Source organism: Mesorhizobium sp. RCAM 06353 (assembly GCF_059683585.1).
In genome coordinates, this window is sequence record NZ_JCASIY010000002.1 from 500773 (window position 1) to 519679 (window position 18907).

The window sequence follows — 18907 nt, forward strand, 5'->3', positions numbered from 1 at the left end:
TGTTGAATCACACCGCCAACGCCCTCGTCACATCACAATCGATTCATCGATCCCCGGATGTGCTCTAGGCGATTGGCAACCATGCCCTGGAGTGAACCATAAACCGCGTCCGCTGACTCGCGGAGAATGGCGCAAACTCAAAGAAAAACTCAGCCCGCGCGCTGCGGGCGGAACGTGTGGCGCGCCGTTTTGCATACAGCGACATGCCGAGCCCATCATGCCAGATAATCTTGATCAGATTGCCGCTGCGGCCGCGGAAGGGTCGCGTCCCCAGACGTGGTGTAGCTCGGCGGTAGCGAAGCCGCTCGCGAGCGCGCCCTCAACAGCGCCGTAGCGAGCGAGCGGCTTTGCGGCGGTCATCGATGTTCCCCGGTAGGGTCTGGTTGCTAACACCAACCTGATTCGAAGGAACCACCGATGACCGACCACATGATGAACCTGCGCACGCTTGTGGAGAAGACCCCCGACGCCGATATCTTGCGCGAGATGATCGGCTTTGCCGCCGAGCGGCTGATGGAGCTGGAGGTGGGCGCCGCCACCGGCGCCGCCTATGGCGAGAAGAACCCGTTGCGCACGGCTCAGCGCAACGGCTACCGCGACAGAGACTGGGAGACGCGGGACGGCACCGTCGAACTGCGCATCCCGAAGCTCAGGAAGGGCTCCTACTTTCCGGGCTTCCTCGAACCGCGGCGCATGGCGGAGAAGGCGCTGACCGCCGTCATCCAGGAGGCCTACGTCCAGGGTATCTCGACCCGCTCGGTCGACGACCTGGTCAAGGCCATGGGCATGAGCGGCATCTCCAAGAGCCAGGTCAGCCGGCTGTGCGAAGAGATCGACGGCAAGGTCAAAGCGTTCCTTGAAAGACCCATCGAGGGCGACTTGCCATACCTGTGGATCGACGCCACCTACCTGAAGGTGCGCCGCGGCGGACGCATCGTCTCGGTCGCCGTCATCATCGCTGTCGGCGTCAACGCGGACGGCCGGCGCGAGGTGCTGGGCATGGAGGTCGGCACGTCTGAGGCCGAGCCGATCTGGACGGAGTTTTTGCGCAAGCTGACCCGCCGCGGCCTCAGGGGCGTCAAGCTCGTCGTCTCCGACGCGCACGAGGGCATCAAGGCGGCCGTCACCAAGGTGCTGTGCGCGACATGGCAACGCTGCCGCGTCCACTTCATGAGGAACGTGCTGGCCCATGCCGGCAAGAGCGGGCGCCGTGTCGTCTCCGCCTTCATCGCCACCGCGTTTGCCCAGGAGACGCCAGAAGCCGCAAGCACGCAATGGCGTGCCGTCGCCGACCAGATCCGGCCGAAGGTGCCAAAGCTGGCGACAATCATGGACGACGCCGAGCCCGACGTGCTGGCCTACATGACCTTCCCCAGAGAGCACCGCGCCAAGCTGCATAGCACCAACCCGATCGAGCGCCTCAACGGCGAGATCAAGCGGCGCACCGAGGTCGTCGGCATCTTCCCCAACGATGACGCCATCGTCCGCCTCGTCGGCGCGCTCCTGCTCGAACAGAATGACGAATGGGCCGTGCAGCGGGCGCGCTACATGACGCTGGAAACCATCAGCCAAATGAGCGATGATCCTCTCACCAGCCTGCCAGCCGTGGCACGCTGAGCATCCCGGCCCTATGCCGGAGAGCGCGGCGACCAAGCCGTCAGCTACTCCACTCCCTGGGACACGAATCGCGGAAGACATAAGGATCGCCGGCGTGCGGTTAGGTGGCCGCCACCTAACCGCACTTATGCATCGGGTAAGATTTTGTGGCGGAGCCGTCCCGGCGCCAGCCGGGGTCTGCCAAATCTGGAATTCTCCGCCACATAATATTTTAGCTTAGATGCTGTTCAGCAGTTGCAGAACGGCATCGGTGGGTCGGAAGCGCGCCCCGTAATTGCCCTCGATGCCCGCCTTTTCGAGTCCGTTGCGCATCATCTCGACATCCGCGGCGGCATAGCGGTGGGTGGTGGCGACCTGTGCGTGCCCGAGCCAGGCTTGAATCGTCAAAAGATCCACGCCGGACTGGAGAAGCTTCATGGCGAGGGAGTGCCGGCTATGTCGACCAAGACATAGCCGGCACTATCTACCCCGCCCGACTATGTCGGGTAGCTAGAGTTCTGCCCACGATTCCAAGGGTTTATGCGATAACATGTAGAGATAGTTTGTAGCCCTTCCGGCAATTCAGCTTGGAAAGGGAGCAAACAATGAAGTGTTTCATCAATGATGATTTGGCGTTGTCGCGGCCACCAGAGGGCCCGGTGGCGAGTTATATCGTTCAGTTTGCCGAATGGCTCGGTGATCGAGGCTACGGTCTTGTTTCGATGAGGAACCAGGTGCTGCTGGCCGCAGGCTTCAGCAAGTGGCTCGGGCAAAAGGGGATTGAGCTCAGCGACATAAGTGGAGACCATCCTGGGCGTTATTTGCTGGACCGAGCGCAGCGGCCAAAGCTTGGAGATACCGCCGCTCTTCGACATCTACTGGCTTTTCTGCGAAGCCAGAACGCAATCGCCGAAGAGATTGAGGCCGAGTACAACCCATCACCGGTAGAACAACATGTGCTCGCATATGAGCGGTATTTGCATCACGCGCGGGCGCTGTCTGGTCAAACGATCATAAATTACCGACCAGTTGTCCGGGATTTTCTCAACTTCCGCTTCGGCGGGGGTGAGGTCTCGCTCGCACAGTTGCGTGCCGTCGACGTGACCGATTTCGTGCAACGGAAGGTTTCGCGTCTCAACATCGGTCGGGTTTCCTGCCGGCGTCATTCGCGCTAGGTCCCCTCGGCCCGGCAAGTGAGGAACTGTTGATTGTCCTCATTCACTAAGGGTCGGAAATGATGAGACCGACCAATTGATCAAATTGACGGCACGCTGAAGTATAGCCTCGGTCCGGGCATGATTGGGCGAAGCGGCGATGACGTGTCCAATGCGATCTCGGTGATCGCCTTGCCTCACGATTGCGGCCTTGGGGTCCACATAAAACTTCACCTCGGAAACACCTGATATAGCAGCCGCCTGACTGTCGCCATCGATCCAGTCAAGGGTGCCATCGCGATCAGGAATTAGGTACCGGACGGCCGCAGAGTGGGAATGCTTTTTGCGCAAATCCCATTCGCCGCCGATAACAACCTTGATGTGTTCCGTTATGAGATCGACACCGTAAGCCAGCTGAACCAGTTGAGGATCGGTCCCACCCGCAAGACGGGGATTGACTTCAATGACTACTGGGCCACGCTTCGTCCACCGAAATTCAACGTTCGTTGGCCCCCATCCAAGGCCGAGAGCTCGCAAACAGTTCAGCGAAATATCAGCAATACGCTTATGCTCCTCCTGAGTCAGCGGGGCCGGGTGGATGCACTCACGAAAGACGAAATGCGGTGAGAAGCCGAAGTCAGCGGCGGCGATCGCGATGACCTCATTTCCCATAATGTCAGCGCTGTAGAATGGGCCGTCTGCGAATTCTTCGACAAGTATCTTCGGCGAAGACTGCGAGATGGGCATCCCACCCAATAGAATAGTTGTATGTTCGGCCACCTCATCGGCGTCACGGCACAATCGGACGCCGCTGCTGCCGGTGCCTACGGCTGGCTTAAGAATCACCGGGAAGCCGATGTCTGTGGCAGAGCTTGCAACCTCCGTCGCATTCGCTGCCAAGCGATAAGCAGGTATTGGTACGCCGGCCTGCGCGAGGAGTTGACGTTGAGTGAATTTGTCGCAGCATCGTTCAATGGATGCTGGGTTCGGTCCCGGTAGATCGAAATAGTCGCAGAGCTTGCCAACTGTCGCATAGACCTCCTCCTCGGCGGCCGTAATGCCAGCAATGTCATAGGTCGCACGCAGGCGGGAACATTCGTGGATCAGTGCATCGAGACTGTCTGTGTCGACACGGATTGTCTCAATGCTTTCCTCCGCAAGATAGTCGTACCGAGCTGGATCAGTCGACAGGGTAATGGGTTGAAGACCAAGACGCTGGGCCGCTTGGACGAATAGCAGACCAGTACGAGCATGGCCTTCAACCATGATTAGCGCTCTTCTTTTCATTGGCGTTGCACTCCGTTGCATACTGTGCGCACGGCCCGAGCGTAGGCAGCAGCGCTTTTACCCGTGCCTTAGCTCAGACTTCGGGATGAACGTACCATTGTCAGCGATTTGTGGTCGCGAAGATTCTGTGAATTTAGTTGCAGGATGTGTTGCACCGTTTGATCACCGGGTGTGGCGGGGGGGGGCGTCTCGACGAGCTTCGGACGGTTGTGATGTTCCAAGGACGTCAGTTAGCGTGGGCTGTCCCGCATTGCTACCGACTGTAGGGCGACGTGCGATAGTGAAGCATAAGGCGACATCCATATTACGAGCAGGTGTCTTGGCCAAAATGCGGTCCAGTCAGACCGGGCAATTCGCTAACGGGCGAAAATGGTGTAATCGACCAATGGATCAATTCGACGGCGCTTCGAAGTATTGCCTCTGTCTGAGTATGGCTGCGTGAAAAGGCGAGGACATATCCCATGCAGTCTGCGCAATCGCCTTTCCTGTGGATCGGCATCTTGGGTTTAGCCCACAATATGACCTCGGCCACACCAGGTACAGCGGTCGCCCGACTGCCGTCATCGATCCAGTCGAGGTGCCGTCGTGATCGGGAATGAGAGACCGCCAGCCAGCGATTTGTGAATGCCTTCTGCGCAAATCCCATTCGTCGCCGGTGACAAGTTTGATGTGATCGGTGATCAGATCGATACCGCAAGCCAGTTGAATGTGTTTAGGACCGCCACCAAGACGCGGATTGACTTCTATGACGACTGGACCACGCTTCGTCCACCGGAGTTCAATGCACGTTGGCCCCCAGTCAAGGCTCAGAGTTTGCAAACAGCTCAACGAAACATCGACAATACGCTTATGCTCATCATCAGCAAGAAAGATGCCCTCACGAAAGACGAAATGCGGTGGACGATCGAAATCAACTGCTTCGATCCCAATGACGTCATATCCCATCATATGAGTGATATAATGCGGCCTTCTGCGAATTCTTCGACCAGTCGGAATCCACCGTGTAGGGTTGTTATGAAAGCGCGAGCTTATCTCCCGAAGTTAAGCACGGGTTGTTTGTAGCTCTGAATTTTGTGGCAGAGCCGCTCCAGGTCCGCCAAGTCGTGACTTGCGGTCAGACAAATGCGTATACCCGCGCGGCCACGAGCGACCGTCGGAAAGAACGTTACGGACGTGTACAAGCCGTCATCTAGCAGGCGCTCTGCGAAATCGATGGCCACGAACTCGTCGCCCACCTCGATCATGCGAATTGGCAGAGGGGCGCTCCGCTGAGCTGTCTCAATGCGCTGGTCGAAGAAGGCGATTCGTTCCGCCAGCTGACCTTGGCGATCCTTGAGCTCGCTCGTCCGATGAATTTTCGCCGAGGCAAGGGCGGCACCGACGGCTGCGAGGTTGGGCGAAGCAGAGAAGGCATACGGAATGGAATAGCTACGAAATAGCGCTTCTTGATACGCCGTTCCAAGCATGAGCATCCCGCCCGAGGCGCCAAAGCCCTTGCCGAGCGACGCCGCGACGATCGTTCGCTCACCGAGTTCACGGGGCAATTGCGAGCGCGCAAAGCCCTGACCATTTTCGCCAAAGAGGGAAATTCCGTGCGCGTCATCGATGTAAAGAAAAAGGCCATACTTCTCCTGTAACTGGAGAAGTCCTTCGATCGGGGCGAAGCCGCCCATCGAACATACGCCATCGCACACATAGGCGACGATTGGATGCTTGCGGCAAATCTGCTCCAAAACATCTAGGTCATTATGGGGAATTGTCTCGACTTGCGTCTCTTCCGCTACGACTGCCTTATGAAAGGCGAGCGAGGCATGGGCGAGACGGTCGAAGGCCATGACAGGTCTCTGTCCCTTCGTTAGATGTCCGGAGGCTATGATTGGCAGCGCGCCCATGTTGGCTACCATGACCGTTGAATAGGCAATAACGCGCGCGCCAAAGAGTTGGGAAAGTGTAACTTCAAGATCACCAATAAGCCCGAAATTCAGCCGCGTGCGCGCACAAGACCAGTGGAGCGATCCATATTCTTCTATTGCGGTGACCGCACCAGCAACGATAGCCGGATGATTGTCAAGGCCGAGGTAGGAACAGCGTACATAGTCGATGATGGTATTGCCTCGATGCTCACCTCCAGTGAGCGAGACCGCCCTTCCCTTCATGGACCGACCGTAAACCGCCATGAGACCACGATGGTGAGCCGCTTCGAAATGCATTCGTGTCCGATCGATGACCGAGGCGGTGTTGCGGAAACGAGGGGCTCGTGTGGCGCTTGGTGCTTCTACTGCAGACATCGGGACCTCCTTCAATAAAGTAGCGTCTGGAAGAGGCCCAGCTATTGAACCTCGACTCACAGCGGAACTATACATTCCGACGTCTGGCGAAAATACCACCCGATGTGGCATCGATATATTAATCTAAAAACAAGATGTTTAAAGGCATTCCGCAAATGAAGATGTATCGGGTCATAATTGCTTTACAAACGATGTCGGTCGATGGAATCGGCCAAATCAGATCGTAAAACCAGATCATGGATACCAGCCTTGAGAAGATCGAATTGGGCCCCGTACGGGCCAGCGGCATGTGACATGTCAGTACCCGACGAGCCCTTCAAGAGGATTCCTCTTGCACCCAAGGAGCGTCCATACATGATCACGATCTCGCCGAGGCCGAGCGTCGGGAACCATGACCTTCTCTCGACGTAAACATCGTTGCCTACTACCTTCTCTTGCTCTCAATTGCATGATCGGCGACGAACAGCTCTTACCTGGAACCACTTGCTGGTGCGTAGTAATAAGCGCCGCAGATTGTTCCTATTCGCGAAAGCTCGGAAACGGTGTGATCGACCAATCGATCGAGTCGACGGCACGCTGAAGTATTGATTCAGTTTGAGCACGGCCGGGTGAACTAGCGATGACATATCCCAAAGTGTCTCGTTCATCGCCTTTCCTGATGATTGGCATTTTGGGTTTAACATGCAATTTAACCTCTGCGACACCTGGAATAGCAGCCGCCCGCCTGTCGCCATCGATCCAAGTGAGGATGCCATCGCAATCAGGATTTAGGCATCGCCAGGCCGCAGTGTGCAAATGCTTTTTGCGCAAGTCGCATTTGTCGCCGATGACAAGCTTGATGTGTTCGGTGATGAGATCGATCCCATAAGCCAGCTGAACCGATTGACAACCGCCAGCAAGACGTGGATTGACTTCAATGACGACTGGGCCACGCTCCGTCCACCGGAGTTCGATGGCCGCTGGCCCCCAGCCAAGGCCGAGAGCTGGCAAACAGCTCAGCGAAACATCGGCGATACGTTTATACTCGTCATCAGCCAGCGGGGCCGGTAAGACGCCCCCGCGAAAGACAAAATGCGGTGGGCAGTCGAAATCAGCGGCCTCAATCCCAATAACCTCATTTCCCATAATGTCAGCGCTGTAGAATGGGCCTTGTGCGAATTCTTCGACAAGAATCTTCGGCGAAGACTGCGAGATGTGGGTCCCACCCAACAAAGCAGTCGTATGTTCGGCCACCTCATCGGCGTTACGGCACAATCGGACGCCGCTGCTCCCGGTGCCTACGGCTGGCTTAAGTATCACCGGTAGGCCGATGTCAGCGGCAGAGCTTGCAACCTCCATCGCATTCGCTGCCAAGCGATAAGCGGGTATTGGAACACCGGCCTGCTCGAGGAGCTGACGTTGAGCGAACTTGTCGCAGCATCGTTCAACGGAATCAGGGTTCGGTCCCGGTAGAGCGAAATGCAGGCAGAGCCTGCCGACTGTCGCATAGAACGGCTCCGTGGCGGATGTAATGCCAGCAATGTCGTACGTAGCACCCAGTATGGAACATTCGCGGATCAGTGCATCTAAATTATCAGTATCGACACAGATTGTCTCAATGCTTTCCGCCGCAAGATAGTCGTACCGAGCTGGATCAGCCGACAGGGTAATGGGATGAAGGCCAAGACGCTGGGCCGCTTGGACGTATAGCGGACCATTGGTCCTTGTGCCTTCAATCAGGATGAGGGCTCTTCTTGCCATTGGTGTTGACCTCCGTTGCGCGCTGTGCGGCGGTCTGAGGGTAAATGCTTTTTCAGCCCCGCCTCACTTAGACCCTGTGATTTACGTACCACCCTTGAGCGATTTGCGGTTGTGAAGAGTCTGTAACTTTCGTACGCCACGATCAACCAGAAGACAGTCGCCAAATGGCGGGGACATGCGGCTCTCCGTGCTCCATTTCCTCACTACCGATCAGGAAATCTCGTGCCGCATCCGATGCTCGCTCGGCGGTTGGTCGTGCATAGCGATCCAAAGGCGTAAGTCCGGCAAGCAGATCAGCGTCACCGAGGGACGGGAATTCGGCAGTGTGGCGCCACTCGCCGGCAACTGCACTCGCACTGGTGCATCGCCAGACCTGCTCCTGCTTACGTCCGGTTGTGCCGATCCCCGGCGGAACGACGGCAGAACGTCAAAGGGGTCGTCACGGCGGAACATATTCCCCGCCGTTGATGTCGATGATCGCGCCGTTGATGAAGCCAGCCTGGTCGGAGGCAAGGAATGCCACGACAGCGGCAATGTCCTCAGGGCGTCCCAGGCGACCTGACGGAATCCGGGTCAGCGCAGCCTGATTGGCCGGGCTGCCCAACCCGCCCGTCATCTCGGTGAGGATACGCCCAGGTGCCACGGTGTTGATCGTGACGCCGTGGGGTCCATATTCGCTGACCAGCGACCGGGCCAGCCCTGCCAGTGCGGCTTTCGAGGCGACGTAGCTAGTGCCCGCAATTCTTGGCAACGCCCGGCCCGCGATCGAGCCGATGAAGATGATGCGCCCGAATCTCTGAGCGGCCATGGCCGGTGCGGTCAACTGGCAGCACAGCATTGCGCCGGTCAGATTGACCACCACGACGTCATTCCACTCCTCCAGCGAGATGGCATCGAAGGCGAGACGCTGACCGCCGAGCTTTGGCGAAACCCCGGCGTTGCACACAAGCACTACCGGTGAACTCCAGATCCTTCGAACCTTGTCGAAAAAGCCCGCTAAGGAATCGCCCTGACGCAAGTCGATGGTTTCGGCCAGGACGTTGTCGACACCGAATTTGCGCGAGAGGCTCTCGCGGGCCTCGTTTACCCGTGGAGCCTGTTGGCTAAAGACAGCCACGCGGTGTCCCGTGGCGAGAAGATGTTCCGCGCAGGCAAGGCCGATACCCGTCGTACCACCCGACACAACCGCAATTCGCGGATCTGGTCCAGCATTCACGCTCCATCCTCCCGCTTGTCGAACAGCGAGATCGGTGGGAAGGCGGTCGTAGCGGTATCATGTCGATCAGACGTAGCTGCCGACCGAGAAGCCCACGGACAAGCGCAGCTCCAAGCTCGTCTGCCCCCATAGCGCAGACCGCCGGGCAAGCGCAGGCCTGCGCGATCTTCGCGTGGTCGTGTCAGCACCGCCCGGCTCTTTTGGCTCGTTAGCGTATTGACTTGCACGGGCCGGAACAGGTTAACCCACATTCTATGGGCGATGCCGCGGGCATCTTTGCAGTCGGTCTTGTTGTTCTGCGCCTTGAGAAACGCCTTGGTATGACGGGTTTCGATGCAGATCACAGGTAGTCCACTTGCCGTCACACCACTGAACATCCATTGTGATAGGGGGCCGACCTCAAGCCCGATCCGGGTCAGATTCCATGCGGCGTTCTTCGAGGCATCAGACAGATCGCCCGGATGCCTCGCAACCTTCAGCTCTCGGCAAATTCGGCCCCCTTCATCCAAGATGCAATCGGTAGTCTCTTTCACTGAGACATCAAGTCCGGCATAGTGCTTCATGCTGCGTTTCCTTTTCTGATGCTTGTGGCTGCCCACACAGACCACGTTTTATCATCGGCGAAGCGCAGCACCTCAAAGCTACCCATTCAAGGCGTGGAGCAGAGCCGAGTTCCATCAAAGCATCCTATCATTCGCGCTGAATTCTCTTCGCTGTCACGGCGTGAAGTCGAAAGTTTCTGACCCCCTTCGCTCCCGGCGGAAGCCGCTCAGAGGCTGCTACATCCAACTTCAGGTCCACCAGAGAACAAGATCCGGCCGCGCAAACCCGAAAAAGCTGTTCAGCACCAGGCGACGCTTTCCGTTGCTGGATTGACCGGTAACCCCGTGAACGAAACCGCCGTCGATCAGGGCGATATCGCCGGCCCTGAGCTGGAAGTCGCGACAAGGAATGCCCTCGAGATAGGCTGCCGAATAGGGATAGCCCGTGGTCTCCACACCCTGCGATTTTCGGTCGGTGACCGTCGGCTTATGGCTCCAGAGACGCAGATTGCCACCTTCCTCGGCCATGCTGGGGTAGAAGTTGAGCGCTGCGACGGTGTTCTGCGCCACCGCTGAAAGCTCGTAATCGTTCCCAGCACGGACCTGGGCGACATCGTCGTGGGGGTCCAAGGAAAACGTGCCGCTGCCTGACCAGCTGAGAGCGCGACAAACATTGGCCTGACCGTTTTCTGAACGGGCCAGCCTCAATTCAATGCCTTGGTTGTGAAGCTCTCGCTTCAAAGCGCCGAATATTGCTCGGACCGGATCAACCAAATTGCCAAAAAGGGCGTCAACGTACGGTCGCGCATTTTCCGCCTCCGCGAAATAGGTGGCTGCATCCTTCCTGTAGTGGGATGCTCCGACATATTGTCCGGGGACGCCATCCTTTCGTTCCTTGAGAGCGGGACTGGCTAAAAAATTCGCGGTGATCTGCTCGGCTACTTCAATGCTGAAAGCTCGTTTCATGTGCAGAGCGGTCGTCTCGCCTTTCAGGACTGAGATGATATCAGCAGTGCTGATCGAGCCGGTCCGTTCTCTGGTCGAAACAGGAGAGATGGCCGGCGCTTGCGATATCTGATTAGTCATTGTCTTGCCCCTTTAGTGCGTGATCAAGGATGGCGATGCCATGATCGAGTTCGGCATCAGTGATGGTTATCGGCGGGAGGACTTTGATAACGTCGCGATCTGGCCCTGAGGATTCGATAAGCAGACCGTTTTCGAACGCGACATCGTGCACGCGGCCAACAACGGCCGGTGAACGGCACTTGAGGCCAGCCATCAGACCGCGGCCGCGCTTTTGTTCGATGTATCTGGGAAATTTCGCGACGAGGCGGTCAAGGTGCCCCTGCAGTTTGGCCGCTGTCTGCTCCACGCCTGCAGTAAACTGCCTGTCGGACCACATTTTGCACATGGCCGCTGCCGTCACGAAGGCGAAATTATTGCCTCTGAAGGTCCCGCTATGTTCTCCGGGCATCCATATGTCCAAGTCAGGTCGAATCAAAACGACGGATAACGGACTACCCGAGCCGCTTAGGGACTTAGAAAGGCACACGATATCCGGTTCGATTTTTGCGCACTCGAATGAGAAGAAATCGCCAGTTCGGCCCGCACCCGCCTGGATATCGTCGACGATAAAGACGACGCCATGCTCACGGCAAATGCGCTGAATTTCTCTGAGCCAAGCCGCGGATGCGGCGTTCATGCCGCCTTCTGCCTGGATGGTCTCCAGAATGATTGCGGCTGGCTTTTCTATGCCGCTCCCCAGGTCCCCCAAAAGGCAGTCGATGTAGCTCGCCGAATCGAAGGCTTGGCTCGGATAGGCGTCATAAGGAATACGGATCACATCGTGGCGCGCAACGCCTCCCAGCTCTCTGGTAGACGCCGACCCCGACACCGCCAGGGAGCCGAGTGACATACCGTGGAACGCATTCGTGAATGCCATGACGCTCGAGCGGCCGGTATACTTTCGCGCCAGGGCCAGCGCCGCTTCGTTGGCGTTCGTGCCGGTCGGCCCAGGAAACTGTATCTTGTACGAAAGACCTCTGGGCTTCAGGATCGAATCGACAAACGCTTCAATGAAGTCACGCTTTGCCGCCGTATACATATCGAGGGACAGAAGAATGTTCTCACCGACAAGATATTCAATTGCTGGTGCCATAATATTCGGGTTGTTGTGTCCGTAGTTGAGTGCGCCGGAACCCACAAGGAAATCGATGTGAGGCTTGCCGGTCTCGTCCCAGATCGTCGCCCCGAGGGCCTTCGTAAAGACTGTGGGAAAGGCCCGGCAATATCGGCGAACATTGGATTCATGAGCCGTGAAAGCGTCGGTGTTCATTTTAGGTCCTCTGCAAGTAAAGATCATTCAACAAGGAGAGCGATAAAGCGCTTGTGGGTCGCGGTAGATGTTCTTCATGTCACATCGACAGCAGAATGGCCGGACGAAACTTTTTTGGGTCGGTAATTTCGCAGGAATTCTACTGGTGTGTGCCGACGTCCTCTTCAAAATGTCGCCAATTGTTGCGTTGCTCTCCAAGCCGATACCTGGGCGAATGCGATGAGCAAACTCGGTTTAGAATTTCCGGCCAAGCACCGATACTACGGCATCGGGTAGTTGACGGATCAGCTCCATCGCCCATGCGAGCATTCCGGCCGACCAATCACAGGCGTCGTGCGATCCGCTGGAGCGCGTCACCACAGGAATGTGTAGCGCGGCGGACGAAGCCGCTCGCGAGCGCGCCTTCAACAGCGCGGCAGCGAGCGAGCGGCTTTGCGGCGGTCATCGATGTTCCCCGGCAAAGCTCGGTTGCGGATATCAACCTGATTTTAAAGGAACCATCGATGACCGATGACATGACGAGCCTGCGCGCGCGCTCTTGGAGAGGACTGTGATCCGGTCTCTTGCGGGACATGATGGGCTTTCCCGCCAGAGAATGACGGAACCGGAGGTTGGGGCGCCATCGGCGCCGCGTCGCGCCGGCACCGTCGAACTGCTGACGCCGAGCCCGATGTGCTGCCGATATTACTTTCTCCAAGAGAGCACCACCCCAAGCTCCACGCCACCAATCCACTCAAGCGCCTCAACGGCGAAATTAGGCCGCGCACCGAGCTCGTCGAATCTTCTTTCTTACGGTTCGATAATCCCAAGTTTCAAAGCTTTTACAGCAGCTGCCGTTCTGCTGGTCGCATCCAACTTCCGCATTACGTTTTTCACATGGAAATCTACGGTGTTTCGGGATCGTCCTAATATCGTCCCTATTTCCCCTGACGTTTTTCCTCTCGATATCCAAAAAATGCACTCTATTTCTTTAGGAGAGAGCTTATAAACGTGCTCCGATGCCATCGGAGTTCCAAGCTTCGCAACCCTCAGATGAAACTGTACCGCGGCAATTTGCAGGTAGGTGATTGCTCTATTTTGCAATTCGCTGTCCGAGGATTGAGCAAAACTCATACACTTGAAGCTGTCAGCGGGGCCATGTAATGGAACGGTAACGCCTGACCTCAAGCCGAACGTCGCCGCCTCATCTAGGACGCGGCGTTCATTTTCAGATGTGCTTTCGTCGGCATAAATCTCACTCCATCGGAAGGCCCCTACCCCCTTTCGACCTTTCTTGATGAGCGGGTCTATTTTGGCATAACCCATTTTCAAGTAGCGCTCCTGCCATTCATCAGGGTAATTCCACATCACCGCAGAGTCCGGTTGGGCCGGCTTCAAAACCGTTTGTTCTGATGCAAGCGGGCCATAGGCGATCCACGGGCAATCGAAATTCAGCGCAAACGCAGACAACAATTCGAACAACTGTTCGCATTCAGCGATATCATCAGTGGTGTCGAGGAATAGGCTTAACTCGACCGCAATCCGCGGGAGTTCCATGATCTCTCCTTCAGTTGCGTTCTCATTGGTCCGAGCTTGCTCCAGCCCAGCATCCCAACTGCGTAGTCAATGGCAATCTGAGTCGTAGCTCCTTCCGCCACCTCTAGCCGGACGTTCAAGACCTGTGCCAACTTGAGCGCAAAGCTTTTCTTCAGATTGTCAATGGGCTGGATTAAGATACCCGGACATGAACTGAACAGCACTGTGTCGCGGAGTGCACAATCCGACAGTGGAGCATTCGATTGCCGATATAGTTTGGAAGTATCTTTTTGAAATCAGCACCTACGTCCGGGTCACGTGAGCGTCCACATGACCAGTGGGACAAAGCCGTCGATGCAGATGGCTATGTCTCAACGCGCCTAGCACCTAGAATTATCGCGATGGCCGTCAAAGCGCTCGTTCCTGAGTCCCGGCGGCTTCAAATCGGCTCGGCACTTTGCTGCCTGGATAGGCCTGACACCAAACGCCCATTCGAGCGGCGGCAAGGAGCGCCTGGGGCGCATCGCCAAGATGGGCAATCCGGAGCTGCGATCGCTGCTTGTGACTGGGGCCGCATCCATCCTTCGCCATGTGCGAATTAACGACAAGGCGCGGCCGTGGCTGAAGGGGTTGCTAGGCAGGCGGCCCTTCAAGGTCGTGGCAGTTGCGCTGGCCAACAAAACGGCGCGGATGATCTGGGCCCTGTTGACCAGAGGTGGGGTATACCGCAATCCAATGGAAACAAGGGCGAACGAGATCCCGCTTAAGAATCCCGATCGCCCGTACGAGCTGACCGGCGAGGGCCGGCAGAAGCGAGGTGCATAAGCAGACGATGAACCCACGGGACGAAATCCCGAAACAGGACAGGCCGAAACCCGTGACGCCCACATAGCGCGCCCCCTTGATCCAGCCAACCTGCTTCGCGGACTTCATCGAGGCCAGCGGTCATGTGCCGCGCTGAAAGGCCGGACATATGACCGCACCGTCCTCATGTGGTGAAATCGATTGAAAAGCATCCTTGCACCGCGGGCCGTTCCACATACGTCGGGTTTGGCGAGTCGGTTACAATTGTGTTCGGCTGACTCGAGGCCGACCCCACTATCAGGTTGAGCAACATGAAGACGCTTTTCTGAGGCTGGTTCCGCTCGTTCGGCACGACTTTTGAAGCTCACCGTCGCGAGGCGGCAGGAGCTGCCCACCGAAATTCATCCTGTTGTGGCTGATGTCGGCAAGCCGAGTTTTCTCATTCACTTCTCTGCGACCGAGCGTGTCGATGCGCTCCGCTGTGAAACCATGAATCGTTTCCCCGTCCATGCGTGCGGCGCAATTCTCGCGACGGTCATCCGACATTGAGTAAGAAACCTTACACCGGCAGCAGGTTTTGTACGTCGTCGTTCTTCTGCGGGTGCTGGCCCGCAAAACGGCTCTTACCACCTTTCTTTGGGGTCGCGCCCCCAGACGTGGTGTAGCTCGGCGGTAGCGAAGCCGCTCGCGAGCGCGCCCTCAACAGCGCCGTAGCGAGCGAGCGGCTTTGCGGCGGTCATCGATGTTCCCCGGTAAGGTCGGGTTGCTGACACCAACCTGATTCGAAGGAACCACCGATGACCGACGACATGATGAACCTGCGCACGCTCGTGGAGAAGAGAGAGCTGGCTCGGTTTGTTTGAACAGGATTTCCCGATTTATAAGTGGAATCCTACCTGTATTTAAGCCGCTTCGGGAAGCGTCATTGGGGTAGGCCTCATCGGGCGTTCTGTCGTCAAGGTGTCAATCGGCCCGCAATTGGGACCCTGGATCGGCTCGCAAAAGGGACCCCTTTTTTGAGGCACAATGGTCAGCGCTCGCCGGGTGGAGCTGGTCTGGGTTGCGCAGCCCGGCGAGTGCGGATCGGCGTGATGGGGTGATCAGGCGCGGTTCTTGAAGCGCCAGGATTCGTTTCCGGTCTCGATGATCTCGCAGTGATGGGTGAGACGGTCGAGCAGCCGGTGCTGGATCTCGGACGCGACGCCGCCGACTGGTGGGATGCGGCGTTGGTGCATGGGGCCCTCGTGCCGCGTTCCAGGCACGGATGAGCTGCGTCCCCCATTCCGCGGTATCATCTTCGCGACCCCCTCGGTGGCCTGTCATGCAAGCGGGCCCGAGCGAATTGCCATTGAGATAGACCCGATTAAGGCATTCCAAATGAACCCGGTTACCTTCGCGTTGGGCGGCAGTTCACAGCCGGTCCCCGGTTTACCGGGCAGGCCCCCCGAACGAACTTGGAGCGCATCGCTGGCACGGCAGGGCGGAGCAATCGCAATCTGTCGAGCGTCAGCCATTGCGAAAGGTGTAGCCATAACCGTTGATCGCCGGCGCGCCGCCGAGATGCGCGTAAAGGACCCTCGCCCCCTCCGGAAAGAAGCCTTTCTGGACGAGGTCGATCATCCCTTGCATCGATTTGCCCTCGTAGACGGGATCGGTAATCATACCCTCGAGCCGCGCGCACAGACGGATGGCCTCCTTGGTTTCCTCGGATGGAATGCCATAGTGCGGGTACGCGTAGTCCTCGAGCAACACCACGTCATCCTCGACGATTTCGGTTCCGAGTTCGACGAGGGTCGCTGTATGTTGGGCAATGCTTAGCACCTGCGCCTCGGTTCTCGCGGGGGTGGCGGAGGCATCGATACCGATCACATTGCGCTGTCGACCGTCCTTGGCAAATCCGACGAGCATGCCGGCATGTGTTGAACCTGTCACTGTGCAAACGATGATGTAGTCGAAGGCAAACCCAAGCTGTTTCTCCTGGGCGCGCACCTCCTCCGCGAACCCTACATAGCCGAGGCCGCCATTCTGGTGAACAGACGCCCCGGCTGGTATCGCATAAGGTCTGCCGCCCCTTGCCTTGACCTCGTAAAGAGCCTTTTCCCAACTGCGGCGGATACCGATGTCAAAGCCCTCGTCGACCAGGCGCACCTCTGCTCCCATGATCCGGCTCAAGAGAATGTTGCCGACCCGGTCGTAGACGGCATCCTCATGTGGTACCCAGCTCTCCTGAACTAGGACACAATTCATGCCGATCTTGGCGGCGACTGCGGCGACCATGCGCGTGTGGTTGGACTGCACGCCCCCGATGGTGACGAGCGTATCGGCATCTGACGCGATCGCGTCGGGAATGATGTATTCGAGCTTGCGCAGCTTGTTTCCGCCAAACGCAAGACCGGAATTGCAGTCCTCGCGTTTGGCGTAGATTTCCACCTTTCCCCCCAGATGCTTGCCGAGGCGGTCGAGCTTCTCGATGGGCGTGGGTCCAAAGGTGAGCGGATAGCGTTCGAACTTTTCCAGCATGTTTTCTCCAGCAACACGTGATTGAGCTGAACCAGCTCCGCCCTCGCTCACGGGCTTTTTGATTTGGAGCCAGCTGCGTCGTCGGACGTTGCAGATGGCTCCCCTTTTTCTTTCCAGCGCCGCAGCTGCATCTCCCGCCGTTCGACGGCCCAGGATGCGGTCACCCAGCTCATTTCAAGCGCACTTATTCTTGGACGGTCAGCTCGATGTCCCTGGTTGATCCAAAGTGGCGTGAATCTGAGTTCTGATCTTGTCACCGCGCCTCAACGGAGCAGCGATATGCCGCCCATCGGAACGAGTTGAGGCACATCTGAAGATTCATTCCTAACCTCATCATGGTCTGGCGGCTGGTATCCAACTTTCTTGCCCCTACCGAAATGCCCTTTGGCCGGCTCTGCTAGCGCAGCCAGACCGCCAGATCAGAAAGAGCACGCCACCGAAATAGGCTATCTGGAGGAGCAGCGAACAAGCCAGCGTCGTGACGACCACTAGACGGATGGAATGCGAGGCGAAGTAGACAGCCACAGCGTTGCCGCACAGGACCAGCACAAACACGCCACAAAAGATTCTAAAGGGCAACGCCGTTCTCCTGGTTTGTCCCATCAAGTCATGCTGCGAGCTGGTCGGCCGCAACATGGGTCTGGCAGTTCTTCGGGCAAACGCGGCCGCAGGCTCCGCAGCCAATGCAGCGGCCGGCATTATCGACAACCATGATCATGCGATTGAGCTCGCCATCGAAGTCGTCGTCTTCGCCGTCGCAGACGCCGAGGATTTCACCCGCGTCATCGACGCCGTGAAGGTGCATGACCTCGCGCGAGCAGACCTTGAAACAGCGCCCGCAGCCGATACAAGTCCTGCCATCTATAGCGGTCAGATATTCCGGCAGCCATATGGAGCCGTCGCGGGTGGTGAATGTGCTCCTCATCGTAAATTCTTCATTGCAGCGAGCTCTCTCTTGGCATCATCCAACTCGGCAAAAACGGCGTACGCTTTCTCGGCAACCTCCTCTATCTCAGTCCATTGGACCGGGAGATCCTCTGCAAGGTCGCGCAATTTCATCTTCGCAACTGCCGCGCGCAGCTGAAGCTTTCGGACTTTCTTCCCCATCTCATCCAGGTTTGACATGTATCCTTCCTCGAAATCGGTTTCTTCACGCCCGCGCCACGTCGGGATAGGCAATAGCTGCAGTCGCATCGTCGACCAGTTTCGTACCGGCCTCCGCGAGTTTCCGGAACGTCTCGAAGCCGAACCGGTGGACGTCTCGACAGAACGACCAACCGCCCGACCGTGAAAAGCAGGCGCCCGAAGCCCCCATCGGTTTCATCTCCATCATTGGCGATGTGATCAGGCCGGAGCGCTTCTCGATGGCAAGCCCCACGGCGGTGTAAAACATGTCCAGCCTCCACAGCACGCCCGGATCAGGATCGCCGATGACAGGGACCGCACGGCGCTGTTCCGTGGTGACGATGAAGTCGGCCAGCAGCTCGGTGTCAGCTTTGCCTTCCCATGAGCCGTAGGAGTCTTGAGCACGGATCAGCCGCACGAGGCATTTGACGAACGGGCGGGCAAGGGCCGCCTGCTCCTCGTTGATGGCAGGGCCAACCGCGGCATCAGACATTTCGCCTTCTCCTCAATTTCAGTCCTCGTCCTCGAGGACGATTTCTGTTTTCGGGGACGCCTGCTTCGGGCACACTTGCGCAACAGACGTCCGGCTTGGGGCAGCCGATTCCACGCAATTGATGTCCCTGTGGCCGACCTTGAACACGTCCCTGGACTGTGACGTCTTCCACTGCGGCCAGAATTCGCGTCGAACATCGCGTCCGCAGCAATTCGGCCGGAGGTCATTACAAGATTTGAACTCCAACCTGCGGCAAGCGATGCGCCCTGTGCTGCAATGGACATACTTACCG

At 57.6% G+C, this 18907-nt stretch carries 16 protein-coding genes and 5 pseudogenes; 5 read left to right on the plus strand and 16 right to left on the minus strand.

The features are described 5' to 3' along the window. Positions 1-417: 417 nt before the first annotated feature. Positions 418-1617, plus strand: a complete 1200-nt coding sequence (locus tag AC56QX_RS38645; RefSeq protein ID WP_497118544.1) for an IS256 family transposase — start codon at positions 418-420, stop codon at positions 1615-1617. A gap of 216 nt (positions 1618-1833) precedes the next feature. On the opposite strand, the gene AC56QX_RS38650 is transcribed toward AC56QX_RS38645, so the two are convergent. Continuing rightward, the gene (locus AC56QX_RS38650; protein ID WP_287346826.1) at positions 1834-2034 is read right to left on the minus strand and encodes a site-specific integrase; all 201 of its coding nucleotides are present in this window, start codon (positions 2032-2034) and stop codon (positions 1834-1836) included. A 167-nt stretch (positions 2035-2201) separates the two neighbouring features. Here AC56QX_RS38650 and AC56QX_RS38655 point away from each other — a divergent pair, with 167 nt between their 5' ends. Further along, positions 2202-2771 (plus strand): site-specific integrase, encoded by a 570-nt coding sequence (locus tag AC56QX_RS38655; protein ID WP_497118545.1) that lies wholly within the window; start codon positions 2202-2204, stop codon positions 2769-2771. Between the two features lie 39 nt (positions 2772-2810). Here the strand turns inward: AC56QX_RS38655 and AC56QX_RS38660 are convergent, their stop codons facing one another. From AC56QX_RS38660 to ectB, 8 genes and pseudogenes are all read right to left on the minus strand, one after another. Further along, positions 2811-4037: an ATP-grasp domain-containing protein gene (locus AC56QX_RS38660; protein WP_497118546.1), complete on the minus strand. Its 1227-nt coding sequence runs from the start codon at positions 4035-4037 to the stop codon at positions 2811-2813. A 304-nt stretch (positions 4038-4341) separates the two neighbouring features. Further along, positions 4342-5026 (minus strand): annotated as a pseudogene (locus AC56QX_RS38665) (ATP-grasp domain-containing protein); the annotation flags it as partial. Positions 5027-5065: 39 nt separating this feature from the next. Continuing rightward, entirely contained in the window at positions 5066-6325 is a 1260-nt protein-coding gene (locus AC56QX_RS38670; RefSeq protein WP_497118547.1) for an aminotransferase class I/II-fold pyridoxal phosphate-dependent enzyme, read from the minus strand. A 519-nt stretch (positions 6326-6844) separates the two neighbouring features. Further along, positions 6845-8065: an ATP-grasp domain-containing protein gene (locus tag AC56QX_RS38675; RefSeq protein WP_497118548.1), complete on the minus strand. Its 1221-nt coding sequence runs from the start codon at positions 8063-8065 to the stop codon at positions 6845-6847. Between the two features lie 439 nt (positions 8066-8504). Further along, positions 8505-9281, minus strand: coding sequence for a 3-oxoacyl-ACP reductase FabG (gene fabG / locus AC56QX_RS38680; RefSeq protein WP_497118549.1), 777 nt, complete (start codon positions 9279-9281; stop codon positions 8505-8507). Between the two features lie 179 nt (positions 9282-9460). Continuing rightward, positions 9461-9844: pseudogene (locus AC56QX_RS38685) on the minus strand (IS110 family transposase); the annotation flags it as partial. Positions 9845-10072: 228 nt separating this feature from the next. Next, positions 10073-10909 (minus strand): 2OG-Fe(II)-dependent halogenase WelO5 family protein, encoded by an 837-nt coding sequence (locus tag AC56QX_RS38690; protein ID WP_497118550.1) that lies wholly within the window; start codon positions 10907-10909, stop codon positions 10073-10075. Further along, positions 10902-12158 carry a diaminobutyrate--2-oxoglutarate transaminase gene (ectB, locus tag AC56QX_RS38695; RefSeq protein WP_497118551.1) on the minus strand — a complete coding sequence of 419 codons (1257 nt, stop codon included), beginning with the start codon at positions 12156-12158 and terminating at the stop codon, positions 10902-10904. The genes AC56QX_RS38690 and ectB overlap by 8 nt, the downstream gene beginning before the upstream one ends. A 657-nt stretch (positions 12159-12815) precedes the next feature. On the opposite strand from ectB, the pseudogene AC56QX_RS38700 reads away from it, so the two are divergent. Next, positions 12816-12935: pseudogene (locus tag AC56QX_RS38700) on the plus strand (IS256 family transposase); the annotation flags it as partial. A 12-nt stretch (positions 12936-12947) separates the two neighbouring features. Here AC56QX_RS38700 and AC56QX_RS38705 read toward each other — a convergent pair. Next, positions 12948-13694, minus strand: a complete 747-nt coding sequence (locus AC56QX_RS38705; RefSeq protein WP_497118552.1) for a LuxR family transcriptional regulator — start codon at positions 13692-13694, stop codon at positions 12948-12950. Between the two features lie 371 nt (positions 13695-14065). Between AC56QX_RS38705 and AC56QX_RS38710 the strand changes: the two are divergent. Further along, a pseudogene (locus AC56QX_RS38710) lies at positions 14066-14408 on the plus strand (transposase); the annotation flags it as partial. A 426-nt stretch (positions 14409-14834) separates the two neighbouring features. Further along, positions 14835-15026: a hypothetical protein gene (locus AC56QX_RS38715; RefSeq protein WP_497118553.1), complete on the plus strand. Its 192-nt coding sequence runs from the start codon at positions 14835-14837 to the stop codon at positions 15024-15026. Between the two features lie 551 nt (positions 15027-15577). Here the strand turns inward: AC56QX_RS38715 and AC56QX_RS38720 are convergent. The 6 genes and pseudogenes from AC56QX_RS38720 to AC56QX_RS38745 form a co-directional block, all read right to left on the minus strand. Beyond that, a pseudogene (locus AC56QX_RS38720) lies at positions 15578-15655 on the minus strand (ATP-binding protein); the annotation flags it as partial. A gap of 328 nt (positions 15656-15983) precedes the next feature. Next, the gene (locus AC56QX_RS38725) at positions 15984-16997 is read right to left on the minus strand and encodes a 1-aminocyclopropane-1-carboxylate deaminase (protein ID WP_497118554.1); all 1014 of its coding nucleotides are present in this window, start codon (positions 16995-16997) and stop codon (positions 15984-15986) included. Positions 16998-17366: 369 nt separating this feature from the next. Continuing rightward, on the minus strand, positions 17367-17696 hold the full coding sequence (locus AC56QX_RS38730) for an exopolysaccharide production repressor protein (protein ID WP_497118555.1): 330 nt from the start codon (positions 17694-17696) through the stop codon (positions 17367-17369). Beyond that, positions 17605-17922 (minus strand): ferredoxin III, nif-specific, encoded by a 318-nt coding sequence (fdxB, locus tag AC56QX_RS38735; RefSeq protein WP_497118556.1) that lies wholly within the window; start codon positions 17920-17922, stop codon positions 17605-17607. Before fdxB ends, AC56QX_RS38730 begins: the two co-directional genes overlap by 92 nt. After that, positions 17919-18122 (minus strand): CCE_0567 family metalloprotein, encoded by a 204-nt coding sequence (locus tag AC56QX_RS38740; protein WP_183455195.1) that lies wholly within the window; start codon positions 18120-18122, stop codon positions 17919-17921. Before AC56QX_RS38740 ends, fdxB begins: the two co-directional genes overlap by 4 nt. Positions 18123-18147: 25 nt before the next feature. Beyond that, positions 18148-18615 carry a NifX-associated nitrogen fixation protein gene (locus AC56QX_RS38745; protein WP_497118557.1) on the minus strand — a complete coding sequence of 156 codons (468 nt, stop codon included), beginning with the start codon at positions 18613-18615 and terminating at the stop codon, positions 18148-18150. Between the last annotated feature and the right edge of the window lie 292 nt (positions 18616-18907).